We start from the raw sequence: 21,467 nt of genomic DNA, 5'->3' as shown, positions 1-21,467 counted from the left end.
TCCGCAGGGGGCGGAGCTTTCGTAATTTTTTCTGCGGCGGCGGCGGGGTCAGTCCGGATCCAGCACCGCCCTGGCGTGGCGCCGCGTGGTCTCGCCGAAACAATCATGCAGCGAATCCGGTGCGATCACGCTGCCGAGCGCCATCCGCCCCAGAAGGGTGAGGCCGGGGACGGCGCCGTCCCTGCCGAGGACGCGGCCTGCCGCATCGGTGCGCAGGGCGCCGGTGGCGGGGCAGGGGGTCAGGTGGCCTGCGTCGCGCAGGCCGGCCAGCAGCGGGTCGCGCAGGGTGTCAAGCTTCGGTGCCGGCAGAACGGCGTCGATCATCACGCTTGCGGTGTGTTGCGTCCCGCCTTCGGTGATGCGCCAGCCGCCCGGAACGGTTTCCACTTCGGGATCGTCGGCGGCGCAGAGGGTGACGATCCCGGCCCGGAGCAGCGCGTCCAGCTCGCGGGCAATGCAGACCGGCGGTCCGTAGGAGATGCGCTTCATCCCCTCGTCGAAATCGTTCAGCGCGCGGATGGTTTCGGGGCGGGCCGAGGGGTCGAAGCCCTCGCGCAACCCGCTTTGCCATTTGCGCCAGATCTGGCCGAGCGTGTAGCCGGGATCGGGGGCGCCGCCCTCTGCCATGGCGATGCCGTGGCGCAGCACCTCGGCCGCGGGGCGGGTTTCCTGGCTGCCGGGGCTGTCGCGCTCGGCTTCCAGCCAGGCGCGCAGGCCCTCGCCGGTGCCGAGGATGCGGCGGGCGGGGACAATCAGCGCCGCGCAGATCCGCTCCATCGCCGGGCCGGGGGAGTCGGTCATCGCCTGGGCCAGCGCCTGGCGGAAGGCTGCGGTTTCTGCGCGAAGCGGGTCGAAACGGCGGTCGATGGCGGCGGTTTCGGGCTTGGGCCAGGGCGGCAGACCGTCGCGCGAGAAGGGCAGGATCCGCGCGGGCTCGCGCCCCGAGGGCAGGTAGCGCCCGGCTTTGAGCCGCCCGCCCGCGCCCAGTGTCAGCAGCCGCAGCACATCGAGCGTGGACAGGCCGAGGCCGCGGATCGCCACGGTCCTGCCCGTCCATGCCCTGGCGGATTGCAGCAGCGCATTGGCGGGATAGGCGGGCGCCAGCGTGGCGCCACTGGCCCCGGCATGGCGCTGCCAGGCGGCAAGCTGGTCGTCGGGCGCGGTCTGGGGCTGGCCTGGGATCAGCGCGACATGGGCGTAATCCGTGGCGCCCGCCGTGCTGCTCAGCCGCCAGCCCCGGCCCGCGCGTTCCAGCCCGGTCACCCGCGCCGGGATCAGTTGCACCGAGACGCCCGGCGGCGGATGCGCGATCAGCGCGGCCAGCCGGGCGGCGAGCCAGGCGCCGATCTCGCTGCGCGGCGGAAAGCTGTCGGGATCGCGCCGGTCGGCGGGCAGCCAGTCGCGGAACGCCGCCCCCGGCAGGTCGAGATTGCGCAAGGGCGTGTTCAGCAGGCAGAGCGGGCTTTGCGCCGGATCGAAGTTCGGCCCCGCCCCGCCCGGCTGTTGCGGGTCGTAAAGGTCGAGCGAGAGCGGACGGCCGCGCGCCCCGGCCGCCAGGGCCTCGGCCGCGCCGAGCGCGCGCGGACCGGCGCCGGTCAAAGCGATGTGCAGCGGATCACCGGCCATGCGGGCCGCCGGGGCTGTGGGGATAGATGCCGCCCATCACCGCCTCGTAATGCCGGGCGATGAAGCCGGAGCAGCCGCAGGCGGCGGCGCGCAGGCCATCGGGATCGCTCAGGATGAACAACCCGCGCCGGGTGGCGATCAGGCCGCTTGCGCGCAGCTCTCCGACCACGCGGGTGATGAAGGTGCGCCCGACGCCCAGGATGCGGGCAAGCTGTTCCTGCGTCATCGGCACATGGTCGCCGCCGTAGCTTTCGGCGCTGGCCAGCAGCCAGCGGGCGACGCGCTGGCGGATGGTGTGGCTGGCGTTGCAGGCCGAGTTCTGGAACAACTGCGCCACCAGGCAATCGGAATAGCGCGCGAACCAGTGCCGCAGCGCCAGCGATTCGGTCTTGGCGCGTTCAAGCTGCGAAATGCGGATCGACAGGAACAGGCCGGGGCTGCGCACCTCGGCGCTGGCATAGGCGGGAACCCGTCCGTTCGAGACGATGCCGCCGATCGCGCCCTCGGAACCGATGGTGCCGACATCGACGGCGGTGCAGTCGGAATCGGTCCAGACCTGGAAGCCGGCGCTGGCCGTGCCGCAGGGAAACCAGGTCTGGCTCACCTCGTCTCCGGCCTTTTGCAGCATGTCGCCCGGGCCCGGCTCATGCGCGATCAGATGGCGCGCGAGGCGCTGCCAGTCCTCGTCGCTCAGCCGGGAGAGCAGGCGGTTGGCCTGCCGGTTCAGCGCGGATGCGGCCATGGCGGCTTCCTTTCGGCGATTCCCGTTATAGTTGCGTGGTGATTATGTCTGGTTGTAGACAGAAGACTGCCGGAGCTTATGTTACCCGTGAACACAACCGTCCGGGCAGGCGCGGCTGTGACCCGCCGCCCGACGCAGAGGAGCATGGTGATGAGGCGGAAGATTTCGGTGCGTTTCCCCCGCAGGACGGGCCTGCCCGGAGGCCGGGAGGCGGCCCATGGCTGAGGATGCGGGCGGTCCTGCCGGGGCGATCCTGCCGCATGGGGCGATGCTGGTCTGCGACCCGGTTTCACTGGAGCTCCGCTGCGTCTCGCAAAACTTTCGCGGAATAACGCGGTTCGGCGGGGATTTGTTCCCCGGCCTCGCGCTGGCGGATATCCTGGGCGCGGCGGCGGTCCACGATCTGCGCAACGCGGCGGCGCGCGCGGGCGGCGGGCCCGAGCGCCAGGGCATGATCGCCGGGCTGCGGCTGCCCTGCGCCATGGGGGCGTTCGATGCGGCGATCCACACGCATGCCGGGGCGATGATCGTCGAGCTGGAACCGGCAGAGCCGGGCGGCCAGAGCGCGGAACAGACGCTGGATCTGTTGCGGCATATGGTGCTGCGGCTGGCGCAGGTGAGCGATCCGGCGCGGCTGTTCACCATGGCCGCGCGGCTGATGCAGGCGATGCTGGGTTTCGACCGGGTAACGGTCAGCCGGTTCGCAGCGGAGGGGCCCGAGGTGCTGGCCAGCGCGCAGCTTTCCGGCGCGGCGGGGCCTTCGGCGGCGGGGCTGCCGGGCGCGGTCTGCCCCGGCCCGCCGCTGCGGCTGATCCCCGATACCGGCGCGGCGCCGGTGCGGCTGGAGCCCGCGCAGGGGCCGCCCCCGGATCTGGCCCATGCCTGGCTGCGGGTCGCTGCGCCCGGCCCGCTGGCCGACCTGCGCGCGCAGGGAATCGGCGCGGTGCTGACGCTTGCGGTGATGTGCGGGAACGAGCCCTGGGGGACGATTGCCTGCCATAATGCCGCGCCGAAAACGGTGCCGCTGGCGTTGCGGATCGCGGCGGAACTGTTCGGCCAGTATTTCGCGTTGCAGATCGCGGCGGCCGGGCGCGGGTTGCGGTGACGCGGTCTACCGAAACCGCAGGGCGCAGATCTTCTGCGCTCCGGTATCGGGTTGCGCCGGCGCGGCGGGGCAGGGCGGTCCGGCCTGCGCCAGCAAGGTAAAGCCCGCCACCGCGGTTTGTTCCCCGGATGCGGGCGGCAGAGCGGCGGCGGCGGCAAGAATGACAATGAACAAAGGGATCTTCATCGGCCTTCCTCCGGCTGGTTCGAAGGCATAACCGGGGTAACGGGGATTTGTTCCGCCGGCCCGGGCAGGGCGCGTCAGCCCGGCAGCGCCGGTTGCGGCGTGCCCGTGCCAGTGCCGGTCGCGAAGCTGAGGCGCAGGCGGCGGGCCGGGCCGCGCGGATCCTGCGCGGATGCGGTTTCCAGACTGCCGCCGAGCTGACCGGCGAAGGCGCGGATCAGATCGTCGCGGATCCGGTCGCGCATCGGCAGGCCGCCGCCGCCGTTTTCGGGATCGGCGGTGGCGACTTCCAGCAGGCCGGTGCCGGGGGCGGGCTCGCTCAGCCGCACGTCGATCCAGGGCAGGGGGTCGTTGCGGCTCTCCATCCGGCGGATCGGGTCGCTGACCGCCTCGGTCAGCAGAAAGGCCAGCGGCACCATCCGGTCGGCCGGGATCGCCAGCGGCGCGATGCGCAGCGTCAGGCCGGGCTCGCGCCCCGGGCTGCGGCGCGCGGCGACCAGCTGGCGGAGGATCTGCTCCAGCACCTGATCGGCGCGCAGATCCGACAGCCGCTCGGCCCCGTGCAGCTGATAGTGGATGATCGCAAGGCACAGCACCCGGTCCTGCACGTCGCGCAGCACCCGGCGCGCGGCCGGATCGTCGATCTGCCGCAGTTGCAGGTTGATGATCGACGAGATCAACTGAAGGTTGTTCCTGACCCGGTGATGCACCTCGCGCAGCAGGGCGGATTTCTCCGACAGGGCGGATTCCAGCTCCTGCTCGTCGCGGGCGATGATGCGGGCCATGTTCTGGAAGGTGGTGTTGAGCTGGCGCAGCTCGGTCGGGGCGTCGTGGTTCAGTTCCTGCCAGGGCTCGGGGTGGCCAAGGGCGAAGCGGCGCATCTGGCGGTTGAGATTGCGCAGATGGCGCAGGAGCAGATAGTCGAGCGACATGAAGATCACGCCGAGGCTGGCCAGCCACATCAGCGCCGGGAAGGCCAGCGGCATATAGCTGGACGGGGCCAGCGGCGCGGGCGGCGCGCTGCCGGGCCAGCCCGCGATGGCGAAGACCTGGCCGGGTACCACGATGCTGGCGACAAAGACCAACGGGCTGTCGCCGCCGCCATGGTCCGGGGCGCCGAGAATGGCCCCGTCGGGCGCGGCGCGGGCGATCAGGTCGAGGACGGTCGCGGGCGGCAAGGCAGCGCCGGGATCGGCCCCGCCGATCCGTTCGCCCTGGCGGTTGAACAGCGCGGCGCCGTCCTCCAGCAGGGACGCCCCCGGCTCCGCGGCGAGCATGGCGCAGATTTCGTCGCCGCTCGCCTCCCCGGCCCGGGCGGCGAGCGACGAGATCTGCTGCCAGGCGGCGCTCAGCGGTTCGGCCTCGGCGCGCAAAGCGTTGGTGGTCATGCCGGTCAGCAGGCGGTTGGCGATGCGGTCGCGGCCGATCATTCCGGATGACAGGGACACCGCGATGGTGCCCAGGGGCAGAAGCGCCAGCGTCATCAGAAGCACAAGGCGGGTCGTCAGACGGCTGAACGGGCCGTTGCGAGACAGGATCCTGCGGCCCGGCATCGGATCAGCCGGACCGGCCCGGCTGGCCGGCCATCACCGCCAGCGTGGCGCGGTCGGTCAACTCAATGGACTCGCCCGCCTTCATCCCAAGCAGCGCCGCCAGCGCGCGCCGCCCGCGGTTGGCGCGGCTTTTGATCGTGCCGGTGGCGCAGCCGCAGGTCTCGGCCGCCTCTTCGATGGAAAACCCCATGGCGCCGACCAGCCAGAGCACCTCGCGCTGCTCGACCGGCAGTTTCGCCAGCGCGGCCTCGACCTCGCGCAGCACCAGATTGCCCTCCTGCGCGGGTTTGGTGGCCAGCCGGCCCGCCAGCACGTCATCGACATCGGCCACTTCGCGCGCCCGTTTGCGCTGAATGGTGCGCAGGCTGTTGCGCAGGATGGTGAACAGCCAGGACCGCAGTTTGGTGCCCTGTTCAAACAGATGGAACTTGGACCAGGCCTTGAGCAGGGTCTCCTGCACCAGATCGTCGGCCAGCACCGGATCGCGGGTGATCCCGAGCGCGAAGGCCCGGAGCGCGGGCAGATGCACGATGATCTCCTCGCGCGGGTCGCGATCAGGCGGCGGAGCGGCGGGTTGCGCGGCCGTCACGACGGTTTCCCCCCGTTGCGCAGCCTGTCGACCAGAAGCTGAAGCGATTCAGACAGGTCGTCCTTCAGGCATTCCTTGTAGAGCAGCCGCAGATTCTCGTCGATCTGCTGTTGCAGGACCGGATCGACCACGGGCTCGCGGGGGGTCGGGGCGTCGTTCTTCCCGGAGGTCTTGCCGGTGCTTTTTGCAGGGTTCTTGTCTGGCATCGCTGTTATCTGTTCGTCCACTCGTTCCGTCCGGCGTGAAGGCTGCTTGGCGTGACCTTGCGTCAGGTCCGTTCCTCTGCGGAAGGCGGGCCCGTGCTGCATTTTGTTGTGGAACCTAATCCCGGCGAATGGGTTTGGTTCCCTGCCAAAGTGCAGGAACCGAGGAAGAAGGCGGCAATGAGCCAGACAGATCCGAACGACCCCCCGGCGGGTGCGCCTCAGGCCCCCCGCGAGACGCCGGTGGTGGAAAACAGCATGGCCGTCCGCGTTGCGGCGGAACTTCCCTATCTGAGACGATATGCCCGCGCGCTGACCGGCAGCCAGGACAGCGGCGACCGTTATGCGGCGGCGACGATCGAGGCGCTGCTCGCCGACCGCTCGTTGCTTGATCCCGGGGTGTCGCCGCGGATCGTGCTGTTTCGCACCTTTCACAGCGTCTGGCAAAGCTCGGGCCGGGCGGTGGCGGATCCGCCCGCGGCGGGCCCCGAGCGGCGGGCGCAGGCCCGGCTGGCGGGGCTGACCTCGAATACCCGCGAGGCGCTTTTGCTGTTCACCATCGAGGAATTCACCCGCGAGGAGATCGGCCAGATCATGCGGATCCCCGCGAGCGAGGCGGACGAGCTGGTCGCCATCGCCTATCGCGAGACCCAGGCCGGGATTCCGGGCCGGATCATGATCATCGAGGACGAGCCGCTGATCGCGCTGGACATCCGCAGCATCGTTGAGGAAATGGGCCATGAGGTGACCGGGATCGCCGCGACCCGCGACGACGCGGTCCGGCTGGGGCGCGAGACCGGGCCGGATCTGATCCTTGCCGACATCCAGCTTGCCGACAATTCCTCGGGGATCGACGCGGTGCGCATGCTGCTGCCGGATCTGGGCGAGGTGCCGGTGATCTTCATCACCGCCTTCCCCGAGCGGCTGCTGACCGGGGAAAAGCCCGAGCCCGCCTTCCTGATCACCAAACCCTTCACCGAGGAGCGCGTCAGATCGGCGGTCAGCCAGGCGATGTTCTTCGCCTCGACCGAGACGCTGATGGGCTGAGGCGTTCCGGCTCTGGCCGGCCGGGGAACGGGGGGCTGTCTGCCCCCCGCGCCCGCGGCCATGCCGCGGGCTCCCCCCGAGGATATTTTCAGACAGAAAATGAAGGGGCGGAAGGAGCGCCGTGGCGAGGGCGCGTCTTCCCGGCATGGCGGGGACTGGCCGGTGCGTGGGATACGGAGGGCGCGCCGGAGGGGGGATGCCGTTTGCCGGAACCTTTGCACCGGCGGCGGGTTTGGTTTTCAGACTGAAGTAACTGACGCAGAAAGGAAAACCCCATGCCTGGCTGGGCCCTTACATTCCTGATCGTTGCGCTGATCGCGGCGTCGCTTGGCTTTACCGGCGTCGCGGGAACGGCATCTTCCATCGCGCAGGTGCTGTTCTTCGTCTTCATCGCCCTCTTCGTGGTGGCGATCCTGTCGCGTGCGATCCGCAGCCGTCCGCCGGTCTGACCACCGGCGGTATGCACCCGCCGTCCCCGGGTGCAGGAAGCCATCGCCCCTGAGGGCGGTGGCTTTTCCTTTCGCGGGGCGGGGCAGGCCGCGCCGGATGCCATTGTGGTTGTGGACAGGCGGCTTCGCCCGCTTCATGATCGGGCCATTCCCACCAGGATCATCGGAGGTTTGCGGAACACAGCCATGGATCGACAGGTTCCCGTGTCCGGTCTGCCCGACTGCTTTTGCGACACTCCGATGGGGCGCGAGATCGCGGCCTTCGACTGGGATTCGGCCGGCCCCGGGCCGGTCGGCGGCTGGCCCCGTTCGCTGCGCAGCCTTGTCGCCATGATGCTGGCCTGCCCCACGCCGATGTTCCTGGCCTGGGGGCCGCGGCTTCTGTGTCTGTTCAACGATGCCTATCGCCCGATCCTTGGCTGGCGCGCGGATCACGCGCTCGGCCGGCCGTTCCGCGAGGTCTGGGAGAGCATCTGGCCCGACATCTCGCCGCTGGTCGAGGGCGCGCTGGCGGGGCGGCCGCAGAAGGTGGAGGACATGCGGCTGGACATCAGCCGCGAGGGCGTGCCGGAAGAAAGCTACTGGACCTTCACCTATTCCCCCGCTTACGGCGACGATGGCCGGATCGCGGGGATGTTCTGCGTCACCGGCGAGACCACATCGAGCGTGATGGCCGAACGCGCCCGCAGACGGGCCGACGAGCGGCTGGACCTGGCCTTGTCGTCAGGCAACAGCATCGGCATCTGGGACTGGGACGTGCCGGAGGGGCGCATCACCGTCGATAGCCGTTTCGCCTCGCTTTACGGGGTGGATCCGGCGCTGGCGGCGACAGGGGCGCCGGAAAGCGCCTTCTTCGCCCGTATCCATCCCGAGGATCTGGCCCGGGTCGAGGCGGAGGCCCGCCGCGCGATCGAGGATCTTACCCCGTTCTCGTCGGAATACCGGCTGCTCGGGCCGGACGGCTCGGTCCGCTGGGTCTCGGCGCAGGGGCGCTGCATCGCCGGGCCGGACGGGCGCTGCCACCGCTTTCCCGGCGTCAGCTACGACATCACCGATCTGAAAGAGGCCGAACTGCGGCTGCGCGGTGCCATGGAAGAGCGCGAATTCGTGCTGGAGCAGATCGCGCGCCAGCGCCTGCTGACCGACCCGGAAGAGATCCTGCGCATCTCCTCGGAGGCGATCGGCAAGAGGCTGGGGGTCAACCGCGTCGGTTTCTACCGGGTGCTGGGCGCGCGCACCGTCCGCCATGACGGGTGCTGGACCGATGGCGTGCTGGCGCCGCTGACCGGCGGGCAGGCGACCGGCCATTACGGCCCCTTCGCCGAGGCCGAGCGGCGGCGCGGCCAGACCATGGTGTTCGGCGACAGTCTGCGCGACGCCGGGGGGCAGTTGCGGCCCTATGCCGACGAGGGCGTGCTGGCCGGGATCTGCGTGCCGCTGATGACCGACGGGGCCTGGGCGGCGGGGATCTATCTGCATCAGGCCTCGGTCCGCTCGTGGAAGCCCGCCGAGATCGCGCTGGCGAAAGAGGTGGTCTTGCAGACCTGGCTTGCCATCGAACGGGCCGAGGCGCTGATCAGCCTGAACCGCCGGATCGCGGATCAGGAGACTGAGATCGCGCAGCGCGAGGCGGTGCTGCGCGAGGAATTCGCAAGGCGCGAGGCGGCCGAGAGCCAGTTGCGCCAGTTGCAGAAGATGGAGGCCGTCGGCCAGTTGACCGGCGGAATCGCGCATGATTTCAATAATATGCTGGCGGTGGTGATCAGCGGGCTGAACATGGCGCAGCGCCGGCTGGCCAAGGGCGAGGCCGGGGCCGCCGAATTCATCGACGGCGCGCTGGAAGGGGCGAAACGCGCCGCCGCGCTGACGCATCGCCTGCTGGCCTTCGCGCGCCAGCAGCCGCTGCAACCCGGGGTGGTCGATGCCAATGCGCTGGTCGGCGGGCTGGCCGATATGCTCTCGCGTTCGCTGGGTGAGCGGGTGCGGCTGGAACGGGTGCTGGCGCCCGATCTGCGCCGCGCGCGGGTCGATCCGAACCAGCTGGAGAATGCCATCGTCAATCTGGCGGTGAATGCGCGCGACGCCATGCCCGAGGGCGGCAGCGTCACGATTCAAACCGCCAATGCGATGATCGGCGCGGCCGAGGCGCGCGCGACCGGGATCGACGCCGGGCAATATGTGCGGATCTCGGTCAGCGACACCGGGGCGGGGATGACGCCCGAGGTGCTGGCCAAGGCGTTCGATCCGTTCTTCACCACCAAGGCCGTGGGCAAGGGGACGGGCCTCGGGCTGAGCCAGGTTTACGGCTTCATCCGCCAGTCGGGCGGCCATATCCGCATTGCCTCGCAACCCGGCGAGGGCACGCGGGCCGAGCTTTACCTGCCGGTCCATGAGGGGGACGAGACGCCCGGGGCCGAGCCGCGCCGCTCTGACGGGGCCGCGCCGGAGGGGCGCGCCGATGAGGTGATCCTCGTGGTCGAGGATGAGGAACGGGTGCGCAATTTCACCGCCGAGGCGCTGCGCGAGCTTGGCTACAGTGTGCTGTCCGCCGCCTCGGGGGCAGAGGCGCTGGATATTCTGGGCAGCGGCGCGCCGGTCAGCCTGCTCTTCACCGATATCGTGATGCCGCAGATGAGCGGACCGCAACTCGCTGAGCGCGCCTGCGCGCTGCGCCCGGATCTGCGGGTGGTGTTCACCAGCGGCTTCAGCCGCAACGCCAGGGTGACGGGCGGCGGCACCTGTGCCGGGCACGGGTTCCTGGCGAAACCCTTCAGCTTCGATCAGCTGGCGGCGGCGATCCGGGCGGCGCTGGACGGGGGCTGAGGCGGCCCGCCCGCCGGCATGAGCCTGAAACAGGGTTTGCGCCGGTGCCCGGCGTGGCCGCGCTGTCACATCGCCCGCGCGGGCAGGGGGAAAACCGCGGGGGCGTTAACCCTGCGTTTGAAGACGTGTCATATAACTGTTACATCTGATCTTCCTTTCGCGCTGTCCGGCGGTGCGAAAGGGCGGCAGGAAAGGATGCGCCTTGGGCTCTGTGATGGTCATGCTGAATCTGGGCGGTGCGGTGGCGCTGCTCTTGTTCGGGCTGGCCCTCGTGAAGGACGGGATGACGCTGGCCTTCGGGCCGCGGCTGCGCAAGGGGCTGCATGCCGGAACCCGCGGCCCGGTGCGCGCCTTCGTCGCCGGGCTGGTGGCGACGGTGCTGTTGCAAAGCTCGACCGCGACCGCGCTGATGATCGCCTCTTTCGTCGAGCGTCAGCTTGTGGCGGGCACGGCGGGGCAGATCGTGCTTCTGGGCGCGAATATCGGCACTGCGATCACCGCCTGGCTGGTGGCAAGCGGCACGGCCTGGGTCTCGCCTCTGCTGATCCTCGCCGGTTACGTGCTGCGGCGCAGCCGCGACACCAACACCCGCAAAGGCGGCGGCAATGCGCTGATCGGCATCGGGCTGATGCTGTTGTCGCTGCATCACCTGACGGCCGCGACCGAGCCCCTGCGCGAATCCCCGGCGCTGCTCAGTTTCATCGCGCTTCTGGGCAATGCGCTGCCGGTGGCGCTGATTTTGGCCGCCGTGCTGGCGATGATCTCGTCCTCGTCGCTCGCGGTGGTGGTGCTGATCCTTACGCTGTCGCAATCGGCGCTGCTGTCGGTGCCGCTGACCTTCGCTCTGGTGCTGGGCGCCAATATCGGCGGCGCGGTCACGCCGGTGCTGGCGACCCTGCGCGCGCCCGCGGCCACCCGGCGGGTGATGTTCGGCAACCTCGGCGTGCGGGTGATCGGGGCGCTGGCGGTGATGCCCTTCGCCGAGCCGCTCGCGGCCTGGCTCGTTTCGCTGAAACTGTCGCCCGCGATGCTGCCGGTGGACATTCACCTCGGCTATAATCTGGTGCTGGGGCTGATCGTCTGGCCGCTCTCGGGGCTCTTGTCGCGCGCGATGGAGCGGCTGATCCCCGACGATCCGGCCCGCGACTTCGGCCCCGAATTCATCGCCGAGCATGAGCTGAAGACCCCGCTTATGGCGCTGTCCTCGGCCACGCGCGAGGTGCTGCGGATCGGCGATCTGATCGAGGCGATGCTGATGCGCACCATCACCGCTTTCGAGACCGGCACCCGCACGCCGCTGGCCGAAATCCCCGATCTGGAGGCGCGGGTCGACAAGCTGCAACAGGCGGTGAAACTGTATCTGTCGCGGCTGAACCGCTCGCAACTGAGCGAGGCCGAGGCGTCCGGCTCGATGAATCTGATGGATTACGCGATCAACCTGGAACATGTCGGCGATATCATCGAGAAGGGCCTTGCCGAAGAGGTGTTCAAGAAGATCGACAGCGGGCTGGTGTTCTCGCCCGACGGCGAGGCCGAGCTGCGCGAACTGTTCGACATCACGCTGCACAATCTGCGCATCGCGCAGACGGTGGTGGTCAGCCACGACATCAACCTCGCCCGCCAGCTGATGGAAATCAAAGAGCGGGTCCGCACGGTCGAGAAGCGATCGGCCGAGAACCATCTGTTGCGGCTGCAACAGGGGCGGCGAGAGAGCATGCAGACCTCATCGCTGCATCTCGACATTCTGCGCGATCTGAAACGGATCAACGCGCATCTGGTGACGGTGGCGCATCCGATCTTGGACGATCTGGGCCTCTTGCGCGAAAGCCGTCTGCGCGAGCCGGATGCAGCGCCCTCGCGGGTGCCCTCCGCGCCGCCGGTTCAGGGCTGACCGTCCAGCAAAGCGGCGGCGCAACCCTCGTCGGTGATCAGCACCGAGACCGGCACCGCCCGGATCGCGGCGCGGATCGCGGGCAGGCGCTGCGCCCCGGCGGCGGCCAGGATGATGTGGGGGATGCGGGCCACGGCGTTCAGATCCAGCGACATCACGCAGCGGTTGATCGGATGATCGACCTCGCGCCCCCCGGCGTCGATAAAGCGGCACAGCATATTCGCCACCGCCCCGGCCTCGCGCAGCGAGTCGAAATGTTCGGGCGGAATCAGCCCGTGGCGGAACACCGTGGCCTGCGGCGAATGGCTGCCCACCGTCAGCACCGCCAGATCGGCGGCCAGCGCGCGCGCGCGGGTTTCGCGCAGGGGCTGCTGCTGCCAGAGCCGCGCGGCCAGCGATTCGTCATCGACCAGCACCGGGGCGGGGATCTGGTGGCTCGACACGCCGAACACCTCACCAAGCCGCATCGCGACCGAGGAGGGGTTGATCCAGCCCGAATGCGCCAGCGCGCCGACAAGGCCGACCACCGCCCCCGGCCCGGGCGGCCGCGGCTCCAGATGGCGCAGGCTGTGAAACAGCGTATGGCCGCTGCCGACCGCCAGCGTCATCCCGGGTGCCACGCTCTGGTCCAGCACATCGGCCAGGGCATGGGCGAGGCCCTTTTCCAGCCCCTCGGCCGAATCCGAGGCCGGAAACACCACCGCGGAATCGAAGCCGAAGGCGCGCTCCAGCCGCCGTTCCAGCGCGACATGGCCGGCGGCGGTCTGGTTGATGCGGATGGTGATCAGCCCTTCGGTCAGGCATTCGGCCAGAAGCCGCATCACCTTGACGCGGCTCAGGCTCATCTGCGCGGCGATCTGTTCCTGGGTCAGACCCTCGACATGGTAAAGCCAGGCCGCCTTGACCTTCTGGTCCGAGGAAATCAGCGGGGCGCGAAGGGTCATGCGGGGCCTCCGGGTCATGATCATCTATCATGATGATGTTACAAAAGAACGCAATAAGATCATTTGTTGTTGACGGAGATCATATGAACACCGCAGACTGCCAGCCGTGTTCCAGGCCGTGGACGACGGGGATACTCTGCGGACGACACAAACCGGCGACCATGGGAGGAGCCATCATGAACAAGCAGATCACCCGCCTTGCGGGCGGAACGGCGCTGGCGCTTTCGCTGATGGCGGGGGCCGCGCTTGCGGGCGAGATCACGCTCTACACCTCGCAGCCCGAGGCCGATGCGACAAAGACGGTCGAGCGGTTCCAGGCCGCTTACCCGGACGTGACCGTGCAGGTCTACCGCTCGGGCACTTCGGACATCCTGTCGAAAATGGCGGCGGAATTCGCCGCCGGGGCGCCGCAGGCCGATGTGTTGCTGATCGCCGATGCGGTGTCGATGGAGCTTTTGAAAGGCCAGGACCGGCTGCTGCCCTATGCCGAGGCGGATGTCAGCGGGCTGGCGGCAGACGCCTGGGATCCCGACCACAGCTATTTCGGCTCGAAGCTGATCACCACCGGGATCGCTTATCACAGCGATGCGTCGTTCCGGCCGCAGACCTGGGCCGATCTGACCAACCCGGAAATCAAGGGTCAGGTGGTGATGCCGAGCCCGCTTTATTCCGGCGCGGCGGCGTTCCTGCTGTCGACTTTCGTCGCCGATCCGACCAAGGGCTGGGATTATTTCGAGGCGCTGAAGGCCAATGAGCTGATCGCGGTGCGCGGCAACGGCGCGGTGCTGAAGTCTATCGCCTCGGGCGAGAAGCCCTATGGCATCCTTGTCGATTTCATGGCGCTGAACGCGAAGGCCGGGGGCTCGCCCATCGAATTCGTGTTCCCCGACGAGGGCGTGGTGGCGGTGACCGAGCCGGTGGCGATCATGAAATCCTCGGACAATGTCGAGGATGCGAAGAAGTTCATCGACTTCATCCTGTCCGAGGACGGCCAGAAGCTGGCGCTGGAACAGGGCTATCTGCCGGCCAATCCGGCGGTGGGCAAACCCGCCTGGCTGCCCGAGGGCGCCGAGGTGAAGATCATGCCCGCCGATATCTCCGCCGTCGTGACCGCGACCGAAGCCGACAAGGCCCGTTTCGCCGAGATGTTCGGGGGCTGACGGGTGCGCGCGCAGGACCACAGCCGGCAGGACCGCATGCTCATCCTGATGGTGGCGGCGGTGGTTCTTCTGTTGTCGGTCCTGCCCATGGCGCGGCTCATGTGGGAACTGGTTGCGCCGCAAAGCGGGACCGCCGCCCAGAGCCTGACGAAGGCGCTGTCGGCCGGGTCGACCTGGACCGCGACGTGGAATTCGCTGCAAACCGGCGTGGCGGGGACGGTGCTCGCCATGGTGCTGGGCACCACGACGGCGCTGATCGTCAGCCTGACCGATGTGCGCGGGCGGGGGGTGTTCGTCTTCCTCTATGTGATCCCGCTTCTGATCGCGCCGCAGGTGACGGCTTTGGCCTGGCTGCAACTGTTCGGCCCGGCCAGCCCGTTTCTCAAGCTGATCGGCATGGCACCGCCTTTGGGCAGCCGCAATCCGCTGTATTCGCCGGGCGGGATCATCCTGCTTCTGGGCGTGCAATACGGGCCGATGGCCTTCCTGATGGTGCGGGCCGCCCTGCGCCGGTTGCCGCGCGAACTGGTCGAGGCCGCGCTGTCGGGCGGCGCCTCGCGGTTCACCGTTTTGCGCACCATCATCCTGCCGCTGATCACGCCTGCGCTGATCGGGGCGGCGGCGCTGGTCTTCGTCTCTTGCGTGGGGAATTTCGGGATACCCGCCTTCCTCGGCATTCCGGCGAATTACCTGGTGCTGCCGACGCTGATCTATCAGAAGCTGGCGGGCGCGGGCCCGGCGGTGCTGACCGAGGTGACGATCCTTTCCATCGTGATCAGCCTGATCGCCATGGCCGGGATCGTGGCGCAGGACTTCCTGTCGCGCCGCCGCGATTACCGCATCACCACCACCTCGCTGCCGCCCGAGCCGTTCGGGCTTGGCCGCTGGCGGATCCTGGTCGAGGCCGGGCTGGCGGCGCTGATCCTTGCGGTTCTGGTGCTGCCGCTGACCGGGCTGACGCTGACCTCGATGATTACCGCGATCGGGCGCAAGGTGGTGCTGTCCGAGCTGACGCTGGCGAATTACGGCTTCATCCTGACGGAACATGCCGCCACGCCGCGGGCCTTCGTGAACAGTTTCGGCCTGTCGCTGGCCGCCGCGCTGGTGGCGGTGATGATCGCGGTGCCCCTTGGCTATATGATCGCCTGGCAGCGGAACCGCTGGACCCGGGCGCTGAACCTGTCGATTGAATTGCCCTATGCGCTGCCGGGCGTGGTGCTGGCCATCGCCTCGCTTCTGCTGTTCCTGAAACCGATCCCGGTGCTGGGCATCCAGATCTACAACACGATCTGGATCATCCTCTTCGCCTATTGCGCCCGGTTCCTGGTGCTGGCCCTGCGCCCGACCATCGTCGGTTATCAGCAGATCGACCGCGCGCTGGAAGAGGCCGCCCAGGTCGCCGGTGCCGGGCTGATGACCCGGCTGCGCACCATCATCTTCCCGCTGGTCGCGCCCGCGACGCTGGCGGGGGGCTGTCTGATCTTCCTGACCGCGCTCAGCGAACTGACGGTCTCGGCGCTTCTGTGGTCCTCGGGCTCCGAGACCATCGGCGTGGTGATCTTTTCCTTTGAACAGGGCGGCGATTCCGCCTTTGCCTCGGCGGTGTCGGTGATGACCGTGATCGCGACCGTGGCGCTGATGCTGGCGACGAATCTCTTCGCGCGCCGCCTTCCGAACGGAGTCCTCCCATGGCGGGATTGAAAATCGACGGTGTGACCCGGCGCTTCGGCGAGTTCGAGGCGCTGAAACAGGTGACGCTGGAGATCGGCAACGGCGAATTCGTCGCGGTGCTGGGGCCTTCGGGCTGCGGCAAGACCACGCTTTTGCGCGCCATCGCCGGGTTCGAGAAGATCAGCGAAGGCTCGATCACCGTGGGCGGGGCCGAGGTTTCCGGCCCGGGCCGCCATGTGCCGCCCGAGGCGAGGAATGTCGGCATCGTGTTCCAGAACTACGCGCTCTGGCCGCATATGAGCGTGGCGGAAAACGTCGGCTATGCGCTGAAAGTGGCGAAAGTGCCCCGGGCCGAGCGCGGGCGCCGGGTGCAGGAGGCGCTGGATCTGGTCGATCTGGGCGCCATGGGCGAGCGGCGCCCGGCCAATCTCTCGGGCGGGCAGCGTCAGCGGGTGGCGCTGGCGCGCTGCCTGGTGGCGACGCCCTCGCTTGTGCTGTTCGATGAGCCTTTGGCCAATCTCGACGTGCATCTGCGCGCCGCGATGGAGGCGGAATTCGCCGATTTCCACAAGCGCACCGGCACCACCATCGTCTATATCACCCACGACCAGGCCGAGGCGGTGGCGCTGGCCGACCGGATCGCGGTGATGGACCACGGGCGGCTGATCCAGTTCGCCACGCCGCAAGAGCTTTATGCCCGCCCCGCGAATGCCATGGTCGCGCATTTCATCGCCAATGGAATCGTGCTGCCCGCGACCGTTCTGGGCGAGGAGCAGGCGGGGAAGGTCCTGGTCGATGTGCTGGGCGAGCAGGTGGTGATGGATTGCCCGCCCGGCACCGGGCCGCGCCCTGCCGGGGTCTGCCTGCGCCCGGCCGATCTGCGGCTGGCCGACAGCGGCGGGATCGGGGTCGCGGTGAAGCGCGCGGTCTATCGCGGCGGCGGCTTTCGGATCGAGGGGCACCCGGTGTTGCGCCCCGATCTGGAGATCGGCTTCGATCTGCCCGACCCGGCGCGGCTGGCGGCCGGAGAGGTCGCCCGCCTCGCGATCACTGGCGGTTGGGTTCTGCCCGCGGGGCAGGAATGATCCGGCTCTCGCTTTACGGCGGCTTCGGCGAGAAGGGCCGCACCTGTCTGGGGCTGGAGACCCCGGGCGCGCGGGTGCTGTTCGACGCCGGAATCAAGGTCGGCGGCGCCGACGATTACCACCCGGCGATCCCGGTTGAGGACATTCCGCGGCTGGATGCGGTGTTCATCTCTCACGCGCATGAGGATCATGTCGGGGCGTTGAGCTGGCTGATCGCGCGCGGCTTCGGGGGGCTCGTGTTCATGACGCATGAGACCTGGGCCGATACGCCCGGGATGCAGCGGCTTTACGCCCGGCCCGAGGATCTGGAGCGGTTCCACCTGCCCGAGGACCGGCGGCGGCTGTTTCGCCCCGGCGAGCGGCTGATCTGCGGCGATCTGGCGGTGGAGACCGGGCGCTCGGGCCATGTGCCGGGCGGCGCCTGGTTTCTGGCTGAGACGCAGGGCCGGCGGATCGGCTACTCAGGCGATGTGGTGCCGCATTCGCCGGTGCTGGTGATGGACCCGATCCCGGCCTGCGATCTGGTTCTGCTCGATGCCTCTTATGGTGACGACGACCAGGGCGCCGCGCTGCGCACCGCCGCGATCCGGGCCTGGCTGGCCGGGGCTTCGGAGGGCTGCCTGCTGCCCTTGCCGATGGCGGGGAAACCGCTGGAGATCCTCGCGCTGCTCGACGGCGATCTGGCGATCCATGAGACGATGATCGCGCCGATCCGGGCGCAACTGGAAAGCGCGGCGGCCCTGCGCCCGGCGGCGGTTACGCGGATCCGCGCCGCGCTCGACCGCGCGCGGGCCTGGTGGGACGGCGATCCGCTGCCGCGCTGTCCGCTGTTGATCTGGGACGGGATGGGCGCGACCGGGCCGTCAGTCGAGGCGCTGGCGCGGGCCGATGCGGCGGGCCTGCCGATCCTGCTGACCGGCCATATCCCGCCCGGCACCCCGGCGCGGCGGTTGCATGACGCGGGCCGCGCCGCCTGGATCCGCCTGCCGACCCATCCGGTTGCCTCGGAAAACCATGAGATCCACGCCGGGACCGGCGCGGGCCTTGTCCTTGGTCATTCCTGCGAACCGGCAGGGCTGGAGGGGCTGCGCGCACGGATCCCGGCGCTGGATGTCACCGCCCGCACCGGGCAGCAGCTTATCCTCTGAAAGGAACCCCATGCGCATTCTGGTCTGTAATGACGACGGCATCGGCGCGCCGGGGCTGGTGTTCCTCGAATCCGTCGCCCGGCTGATCAGCGGGGATGTCTGGGTGGTCGCGCCCGAGGCCAAACGCACCGCGGGATCGGGGGCGATCACCGTCGCCCGGCCCCTGACCATCACCCGCCACGACGAGCGGCATTTCGCCACCTCGGGCACGCCGGCGGATTCGGTTGTGGTGGCGATGACCTGGCTGTTCGCGGGCGGCCAGCGCCCCGATCTGGTGCTGTCGGGCGTGAACGACGGGCGCAACGTGGCCGAGGATCTGACCTATTCCGGCACGCTCGGCATCGCGCGCGAGGCGTCGTTCTGGGGCATCCCCGCCATCGGCTTCAGCCGGGTGAAAGAGCCGGTGATCGGCGGTGAGGACGCGCCCTGGCTTGCCGCTTTCATCCGCGAAATCTGGCAGGACCGCGCGGACTGGCTGCCGGAAGGGCATTACCTCTCGGTCAACCTGCCCGAACGCCTGCCCGCCCCGATCACCGAGCCGCGGGTGGGCCGCGACAAGATCGGCAGCCTCGCCGAAGAGGTTTCGCGCGACGGCGCGCGGGTCGAGATCATCGTGCCGCGCGGGCGGCCGAAAACCACCAGCCCGGGCGACGAGAATGAGGCCATCGACTCGGGCAAGGTGACGGTCAACCGGCTGTGCTGGTGCGCCGATGTGCCGCTTGGGCCGGGCCTGCTCTCGCGCCTGCCGCAGGGCTGAGCGATTCCCCGGATCTGTAAGGGCAGAGGCTATGAACAGATGTTCATGGCGCGGGCGGCGCATATTCTCCCGATTTTCCGAAGATCCGCGCCATCTCTCTGGAACTTATGATTGACACAAAGATCAAAAGTTCATAGACCGGAAGCAGGTTCTGCCGAGGGAGAAACGCCATGCCGACCAATGTCGCCCTGACCGGGCTTGCGAAGGATCTCGCCCGCCGCGCCGAGGGCGGTCAGCCGATCCGCATCGGCCTTGTCGGCGCGGGTGAGATGGGGACGGATATCGTCAGCCGCGTCGCCCATATGCCGGGGATCGAGATCGGTGCGATCAGCGAGCTGAAAGCCGGGGCGGCGGCGAAATCGGTGGAAATCGCTTACGGCAACGCCGACCGCGTGCAGGAGATCGGCAGCGCCGACCAGGCCAATGCGGCGATGGAGGGCGGCAAGATCGCCGTCACCGACAATGTGGACGCGCTGCTCGAAGCCGGGCTGATCGACGTGGTGGTCGATGCGACCGGGGTTCCCGCCGTGGGCGCGGAAATCGGCCTGCGCGCGATGGAGCGCGGCAAGCATCTGGTGATGATGAACGTCGAGGCCGACGTGACCATCGGCGCTTACCTGCGCGCCGAGGCCGACCGGCTGGGCGTGGTCTACAGCCTCGGCGCCGGGGACGAGCCCTCGTCCTGCATGGAACTGATCGAATTCGTCTCGGCCATGGGGCATCGGATCGTCTCGGCCGGCAAGGGCAAGAACAACCCGCTCAACATCGACGCGACGCCCGACGGTTATACCGAAGAGGCGATCCGCCGGCATATGAACCCGCGGATGCTGGTGGAATTCGTCGACGGCTCGAAAACCATGGTCGAGATGGCGGCCATCGCCAATGCGACCGGCCTGATCCCCGACAAGCCCGGGATGCACGGCCCCGCCTGTTCGCGCGAAGAGCTGAACAAGGTGCTGGTGCCGCAATCGGCGGGGGGTCTGCTGTCCTCGAACGAGGGGCGGGTGGATTACACCATCGGCAAGGGCGTGGCGCCGGGCGTCTTCGTCGTGGCCGAGATGGACCATCCCCGCATCCGCGAGCGGATGGAGGATCTGAAGATGGGGCAGGGGCCTTATTTCACCTTCTTCCGCCCCTATCACCTGACCTCGCTTGAAGTGCCGCTGACCTGCGCCCGCGTCGTGCTTTACGGCAAGGCCGATATGGTGCCGATGGCGCGCCCGGTGGCCGAGGTCTGCGCGCTGGCGAAGCGCGATCTGGCGGTGGGCGAGACGCTCGACCAGATCGGCGAATATTGCTACCGCGCCTGGATCATGGAGGCGGGCGAGGCCCGCGCCGCCAAAGGGATTCCCTGCGGGTTGCTGGCCGGGGCGAAAGTCACCGCGCCGATCCGCAAGGGCGAACTGATCACCACCCTGAACACCGAAGTGCCCGCGAACAGCCGCATCGCCGCGCTGCGCGCGCGCCAGGACAAGATGCTGGGGCTCTGACATGGCCGACCCTGACAACCGCCCCTTCGCGATCCGCCAATACGCGCCTGACCAACTGCGCGAGGCCCTGCGGCGCATGTATCTGATCCGCCGCTTCGAGGAAGGCGCGGAACAAAGCTACATGCGCGGGCTGATCCACGGCACGATGCACCTTTCCATCGGGCAGGAGGCCAGCGCCATGGCGTCCTGCATCGAGCTCTCCGACCAGGACAAGATCACCTCGACCCACCGCGGCCACGGCCATTGCATCGCCAAGGGCGCCGATGTCGGCCGGATGTTCGCCGAGTTCTTCGGGAAGGAGACCGGCTATTGCCACGGCCGCGGCGGCTCGATGCATATCGCGGACGTGAAGACCGGCAACCTCGGCGCGAACGGCATCGTCGGCGGCGGTATCCCGATTGCCGTGGGCGCGGCTTTGTCGGCGAAAAAGCTGGGGCGGCCGGATGTGACCATCTGCTTCTTCGGCGACGGCGCGAACAACGAGGGCGCCTTCCACGAGGCGCTGAACATGGCGGCGATCTGGAAGCTGCCGGTGATCTTCATCTGCGAGAACAACAAATACGGCATGTCCACCCCCGCCGCCTATGCCACGGCGGTGCCGAACATCGCGGACCGGGCCGCCGCCTATGCCATGCCCGGCGTCACGGTGGACGGCAACGATTTCTCGGCGGTGGCCGAGGCGGTGCACAATGCCATCGCCCGCGCCCGGGCCGGCGAGGGGCCGAGCCTGATCGAGAACCTGACCTACCGCTGGCGCGGCCATTCCAAATCCGACCGCAACCGCTATCGCACCAAAGAGGAAATCGAGGACTGGATCGCGAAGGATCCGATCCTGCGCTTCCGCGCCGAGCTGATCACCCACGGGATCCTGGACGAGGCGGAAGCCGGGGCCATCGAGGCCGCCGCCGCCGAAGCGGTGGAACAGGGTATCGAGTTTGCGAAGCAAAGCCCCGCCCCTTCGGTGACCGATGTCACCCGCTACGTTTACGCCGAGGCCTGAA

18 protein-coding genes are annotated in these 21,467 nt (G+C 68.8%); 12 read left to right on the top strand and 6 right to left on the bottom strand.

Annotation, left to right across the window (positions count from 1 at the left end):
- Positions 1–48: 48 nt before the first annotated feature.
- Together XINFAN_RS20080 and XINFAN_RS20075 are read right to left on the bottom strand one after the other, a co-directional pair.
- Positions 49–1,626, bottom strand: coding sequence for an FAD/NAD(P)-binding protein (locus tag XINFAN_RS20080; RefSeq protein ID WP_124088640.1), 1,578 nt, complete (start codon positions 1,624–1,626; stop codon positions 49–51).
- A complete protein-coding gene (locus tag XINFAN_RS20075) occupies positions 1,616–2,368 on the bottom strand; it encodes a Crp/Fnr family transcriptional regulator (protein ID WP_124088639.1) in 753 nt (250 codons plus the stop codon). The genes XINFAN_RS20080 and XINFAN_RS20075 overlap by 11 nt, the downstream gene beginning before the upstream one ends.
- A gap of 217 nt (positions 2,369–2,585) precedes the next feature.
- Between XINFAN_RS20075 and XINFAN_RS20070 the strand changes: the two genes are divergently transcribed.
- Positions 2,586–3,473 (top strand): GAF domain-containing protein, encoded by an 888-nt coding sequence (locus XINFAN_RS20070; RefSeq protein WP_124088638.1) that lies wholly within the window; start codon positions 2,586–2,588, stop codon positions 3,471–3,473.
- Between the two features lie 260 nt (positions 3,474–3,733).
- Here XINFAN_RS20070 and XINFAN_RS20065 read toward each other — a convergent pair whose 3' ends face one another.
- Genes XINFAN_RS20065 through XINFAN_RS20055 form a run of 3 tightly spaced genes read right to left on the bottom strand, consistent with a single transcriptional unit; the run spans position 3,734 to position 6,004 of the window.
- Entirely contained in the window at positions 3,734–5,209 is a 1,476-nt protein-coding gene (locus XINFAN_RS20065; protein WP_124088637.1) for a sensor histidine kinase, read from the bottom strand.
- 4 nt (positions 5,210–5,213) lie between these two features.
- Positions 5,214–5,798 carry a sigma-70 family RNA polymerase sigma factor gene (locus XINFAN_RS20060; protein WP_124088636.1) on the bottom strand — a complete coding sequence of 195 codons (585 nt, stop codon included), beginning with the start codon at positions 5,796–5,798 and terminating at the stop codon, positions 5,214–5,216.
- Positions 5,795–6,004 carry a hypothetical protein gene (locus XINFAN_RS20055; RefSeq protein WP_124088635.1) on the bottom strand — a complete coding sequence of 70 codons (210 nt, stop codon included), beginning with the start codon at positions 6,002–6,004 and terminating at the stop codon, positions 5,795–5,797. The genes XINFAN_RS20060 and XINFAN_RS20055 overlap by 4 nt, the downstream gene beginning before the upstream one ends.
- A gap of 255 nt (positions 6,005–6,259) precedes the next feature.
- On the opposite strand from XINFAN_RS20055, the gene XINFAN_RS20050 reads away from it, so the two are divergent.
- From XINFAN_RS20050 to XINFAN_RS20035, 4 genes are all read left to right on the top strand, one after another.
- Positions 6,260–7,048: a response regulator gene (locus XINFAN_RS20050; RefSeq protein ID WP_233352422.1), complete on the top strand. Its 789-nt coding sequence runs from the start codon at positions 6,260–6,262 to the stop codon at positions 7,046–7,048.
- 275 nt (positions 7,049–7,323) lie between these two features.
- Positions 7,324–7,497: a DUF1328 domain-containing protein gene (locus XINFAN_RS20045; protein WP_124088633.1), complete on the top strand. Its 174-nt coding sequence runs from the start codon at positions 7,324–7,326 to the stop codon at positions 7,495–7,497.
- Between the two features lie 186 nt (positions 7,498–7,683).
- A complete protein-coding gene (locus XINFAN_RS20040; protein WP_124088632.1) occupies positions 7,684–10,320 on the top strand; it encodes an ATP-binding protein in 2,637 nt (878 codons plus the stop codon).
- Between the two features lie 211 nt (positions 10,321–10,531).
- Positions 10,532–12,211: a Na/Pi cotransporter family protein gene (locus XINFAN_RS20035; protein WP_233352420.1), complete on the top strand. Its 1,680-nt coding sequence runs from the start codon at positions 10,532–10,534 to the stop codon at positions 12,209–12,211.
- On the opposite strand, the gene XINFAN_RS20030 is transcribed toward XINFAN_RS20035, so the two are convergent.
- Positions 12,202–13,155 (bottom strand): sugar-binding transcriptional regulator, encoded by a 954-nt coding sequence (locus tag XINFAN_RS20030; protein WP_199286480.1) that lies wholly within the window; start codon positions 13,153–13,155, stop codon positions 12,202–12,204. The two genes, XINFAN_RS20035 and XINFAN_RS20030, sit on opposite strands and share 10 nt — an antisense overlap.
- Before the next feature lie 176 nt (positions 13,156–13,331).
- Between XINFAN_RS20030 and XINFAN_RS20025 the strand changes: the two genes are divergently transcribed.
- The 7 genes from XINFAN_RS20025 (at position 13,332) to XINFAN_RS19995 (ending at position 21,466) form a co-directional block, all read left to right on the top strand.
- Positions 13,332–14,315, top strand: coding sequence for an ABC transporter substrate-binding protein (locus XINFAN_RS20025; protein ID WP_124088630.1), 984 nt, complete (start codon positions 13,332–13,334; stop codon positions 14,313–14,315).
- 36 nt (positions 14,316–14,351) lie between these two features.
- Positions 14,352–16,016: an ABC transporter permease gene (locus XINFAN_RS20020; protein WP_124088629.1), complete on the top strand. Its 1,665-nt coding sequence runs from the start codon at positions 14,352–14,354 to the stop codon at positions 16,014–16,016.
- Complete coding sequence (locus XINFAN_RS20015) at positions 16,004–17,071, top strand: ABC transporter ATP-binding protein (protein ID WP_124088628.1); 1,068 nt, start codon at positions 16,004–16,006, stop codon at positions 17,069–17,071. The genes XINFAN_RS20020 and XINFAN_RS20015 overlap by 13 nt, the downstream gene beginning before the upstream one ends.
- The gene (locus tag XINFAN_RS20010; RefSeq protein ID WP_199286479.1) at positions 17,068–18,219 is read left to right on the top strand and encodes an MBL fold metallo-hydrolase; all 1,152 of its coding nucleotides are present in this window, start codon (positions 17,068–17,070) and stop codon (positions 18,217–18,219) included. Before XINFAN_RS20015 ends, XINFAN_RS20010 begins: the two co-directional genes overlap by 4 nt.
- A gap of 10 nt (positions 18,220–18,229) precedes the next feature.
- On the top strand, positions 18,230–18,976 hold the full coding sequence (locus XINFAN_RS20005) for a 5'/3'-nucleotidase SurE (RefSeq protein WP_124088627.1): 747 nt from the start codon (positions 18,230–18,232) through the stop codon (positions 18,974–18,976).
- Between the two features lie 170 nt (positions 18,977–19,146).
- Positions 19,147–20,466, top strand: coding sequence for an NAD(P)H-dependent oxidoreductase (locus XINFAN_RS20000; RefSeq protein WP_124088626.1), 1,320 nt, complete (start codon positions 19,147–19,149; stop codon positions 20,464–20,466).
- 1 nt (position 20,467) lies between these two features.
- The gene (locus tag XINFAN_RS19995; protein ID WP_124088625.1) at positions 20,468–21,466 is read left to right on the top strand and encodes a thiamine pyrophosphate-dependent dehydrogenase E1 component subunit alpha; all 999 of its coding nucleotides are present in this window, start codon (positions 20,468–20,470) and stop codon (positions 21,464–21,466) included.
- The last annotated feature ends 1 nt before the right edge of the window (position 21,467 follow it).

Origin of the sequence: Pseudogemmobacter humi, from assembly GCF_900609055.1 — a bacterium.
GTDB classification, from domain to species: domain Bacteria; phylum Pseudomonadota; class Alphaproteobacteria; order Rhodobacterales; family Rhodobacteraceae; genus Pseudogemmobacter; species Pseudogemmobacter humi.
Note: the sequence above shows the minus strand (reverse complement) of the source record. Positions and strands in the feature narration are given on the sequence as shown.

Bases quoted from the DNA above. Each gene is read 5' to 3' on its own strand.
- XINFAN_RS20010 (WP_199286479.1), top strand. From the start codon at position 17,068: ATGATCCGGCTCTCGCTTTACGGCGGCTTCGGCGAGAAGGGCCGCACC.
- XINFAN_RS20055 (WP_124088635.1), bottom strand. From the start codon at position 6,004: ATGCCAGACAAGAACCCTGCAAAAAGCACCGGCAAGACCTCCGGGAAG.
- XINFAN_RS20030 (WP_199286480.1), bottom strand. From the start codon at position 13,155: ATGACCCTTCGCGCCCCGCTGATTTCCTCGGACCAGAAGGTCAAGGCG.
- XINFAN_RS20075 (WP_124088639.1), bottom strand. From the start codon at position 2,368: ATGGCCGCATCCGCGCTGAACCGGCAGGCCAACCGCCTGCTCTCCCGG.
- XINFAN_RS20065 (WP_124088637.1), bottom strand. From the start codon at position 5,209: ATGCCGGGCCGCAGGATCCTGTCTCGCAACGGCCCGTTCAGCCGTCTG.
- XINFAN_RS20045 (WP_124088633.1), top strand. From the start codon at position 7,324: ATGCCTGGCTGGGCCCTTACATTCCTGATCGTTGCGCTGATCGCGGCG.
- XINFAN_RS20040 (WP_124088632.1), top strand. From the start codon at position 7,684: ATGGATCGACAGGTTCCCGTGTCCGGTCTGCCCGACTGCTTTTGCGAC.
- XINFAN_RS20020 (WP_124088629.1), top strand. From the start codon at position 14,352: ATGCTCATCCTGATGGTGGCGGCGGTGGTTCTTCTGTTGTCGGTCCTG.
- XINFAN_RS19995 (WP_124088625.1), top strand. From the start codon at position 20,468: ATGGCCGACCCTGACAACCGCCCCTTCGCGATCCGCCAATACGCGCCT.
- XINFAN_RS20005 (WP_124088627.1), top strand. From the start codon at position 18,230: ATGCGCATTCTGGTCTGTAATGACGACGGCATCGGCGCGCCGGGGCTG.
- XINFAN_RS20000 (WP_124088626.1), top strand. From the start codon at position 19,147: ATGCCGACCAATGTCGCCCTGACCGGGCTTGCGAAGGATCTCGCCCGC.
- XINFAN_RS20015 (WP_124088628.1), top strand. From the start codon at position 16,004: ATGGCGGGATTGAAAATCGACGGTGTGACCCGGCGCTTCGGCGAGTTC.
- XINFAN_RS20050 (WP_233352422.1), top strand. From the start codon at position 6,260: ATGGCCGTCCGCGTTGCGGCGGAACTTCCCTATCTGAGACGATATGCC.
- XINFAN_RS20080 (WP_124088640.1), bottom strand. From the start codon at position 1,626: ATGGCCGGTGATCCGCTGCACATCGCTTTGACCGGCGCCGGTCCGCGC.
- XINFAN_RS20025 (WP_124088630.1), top strand. From the start codon at position 13,332: ATGAACAAGCAGATCACCCGCCTTGCGGGCGGAACGGCGCTGGCGCTT.
- XINFAN_RS20070 (WP_124088638.1), top strand. From the start codon at position 2,586: ATGGCTGAGGATGCGGGCGGTCCTGCCGGGGCGATCCTGCCGCATGGG.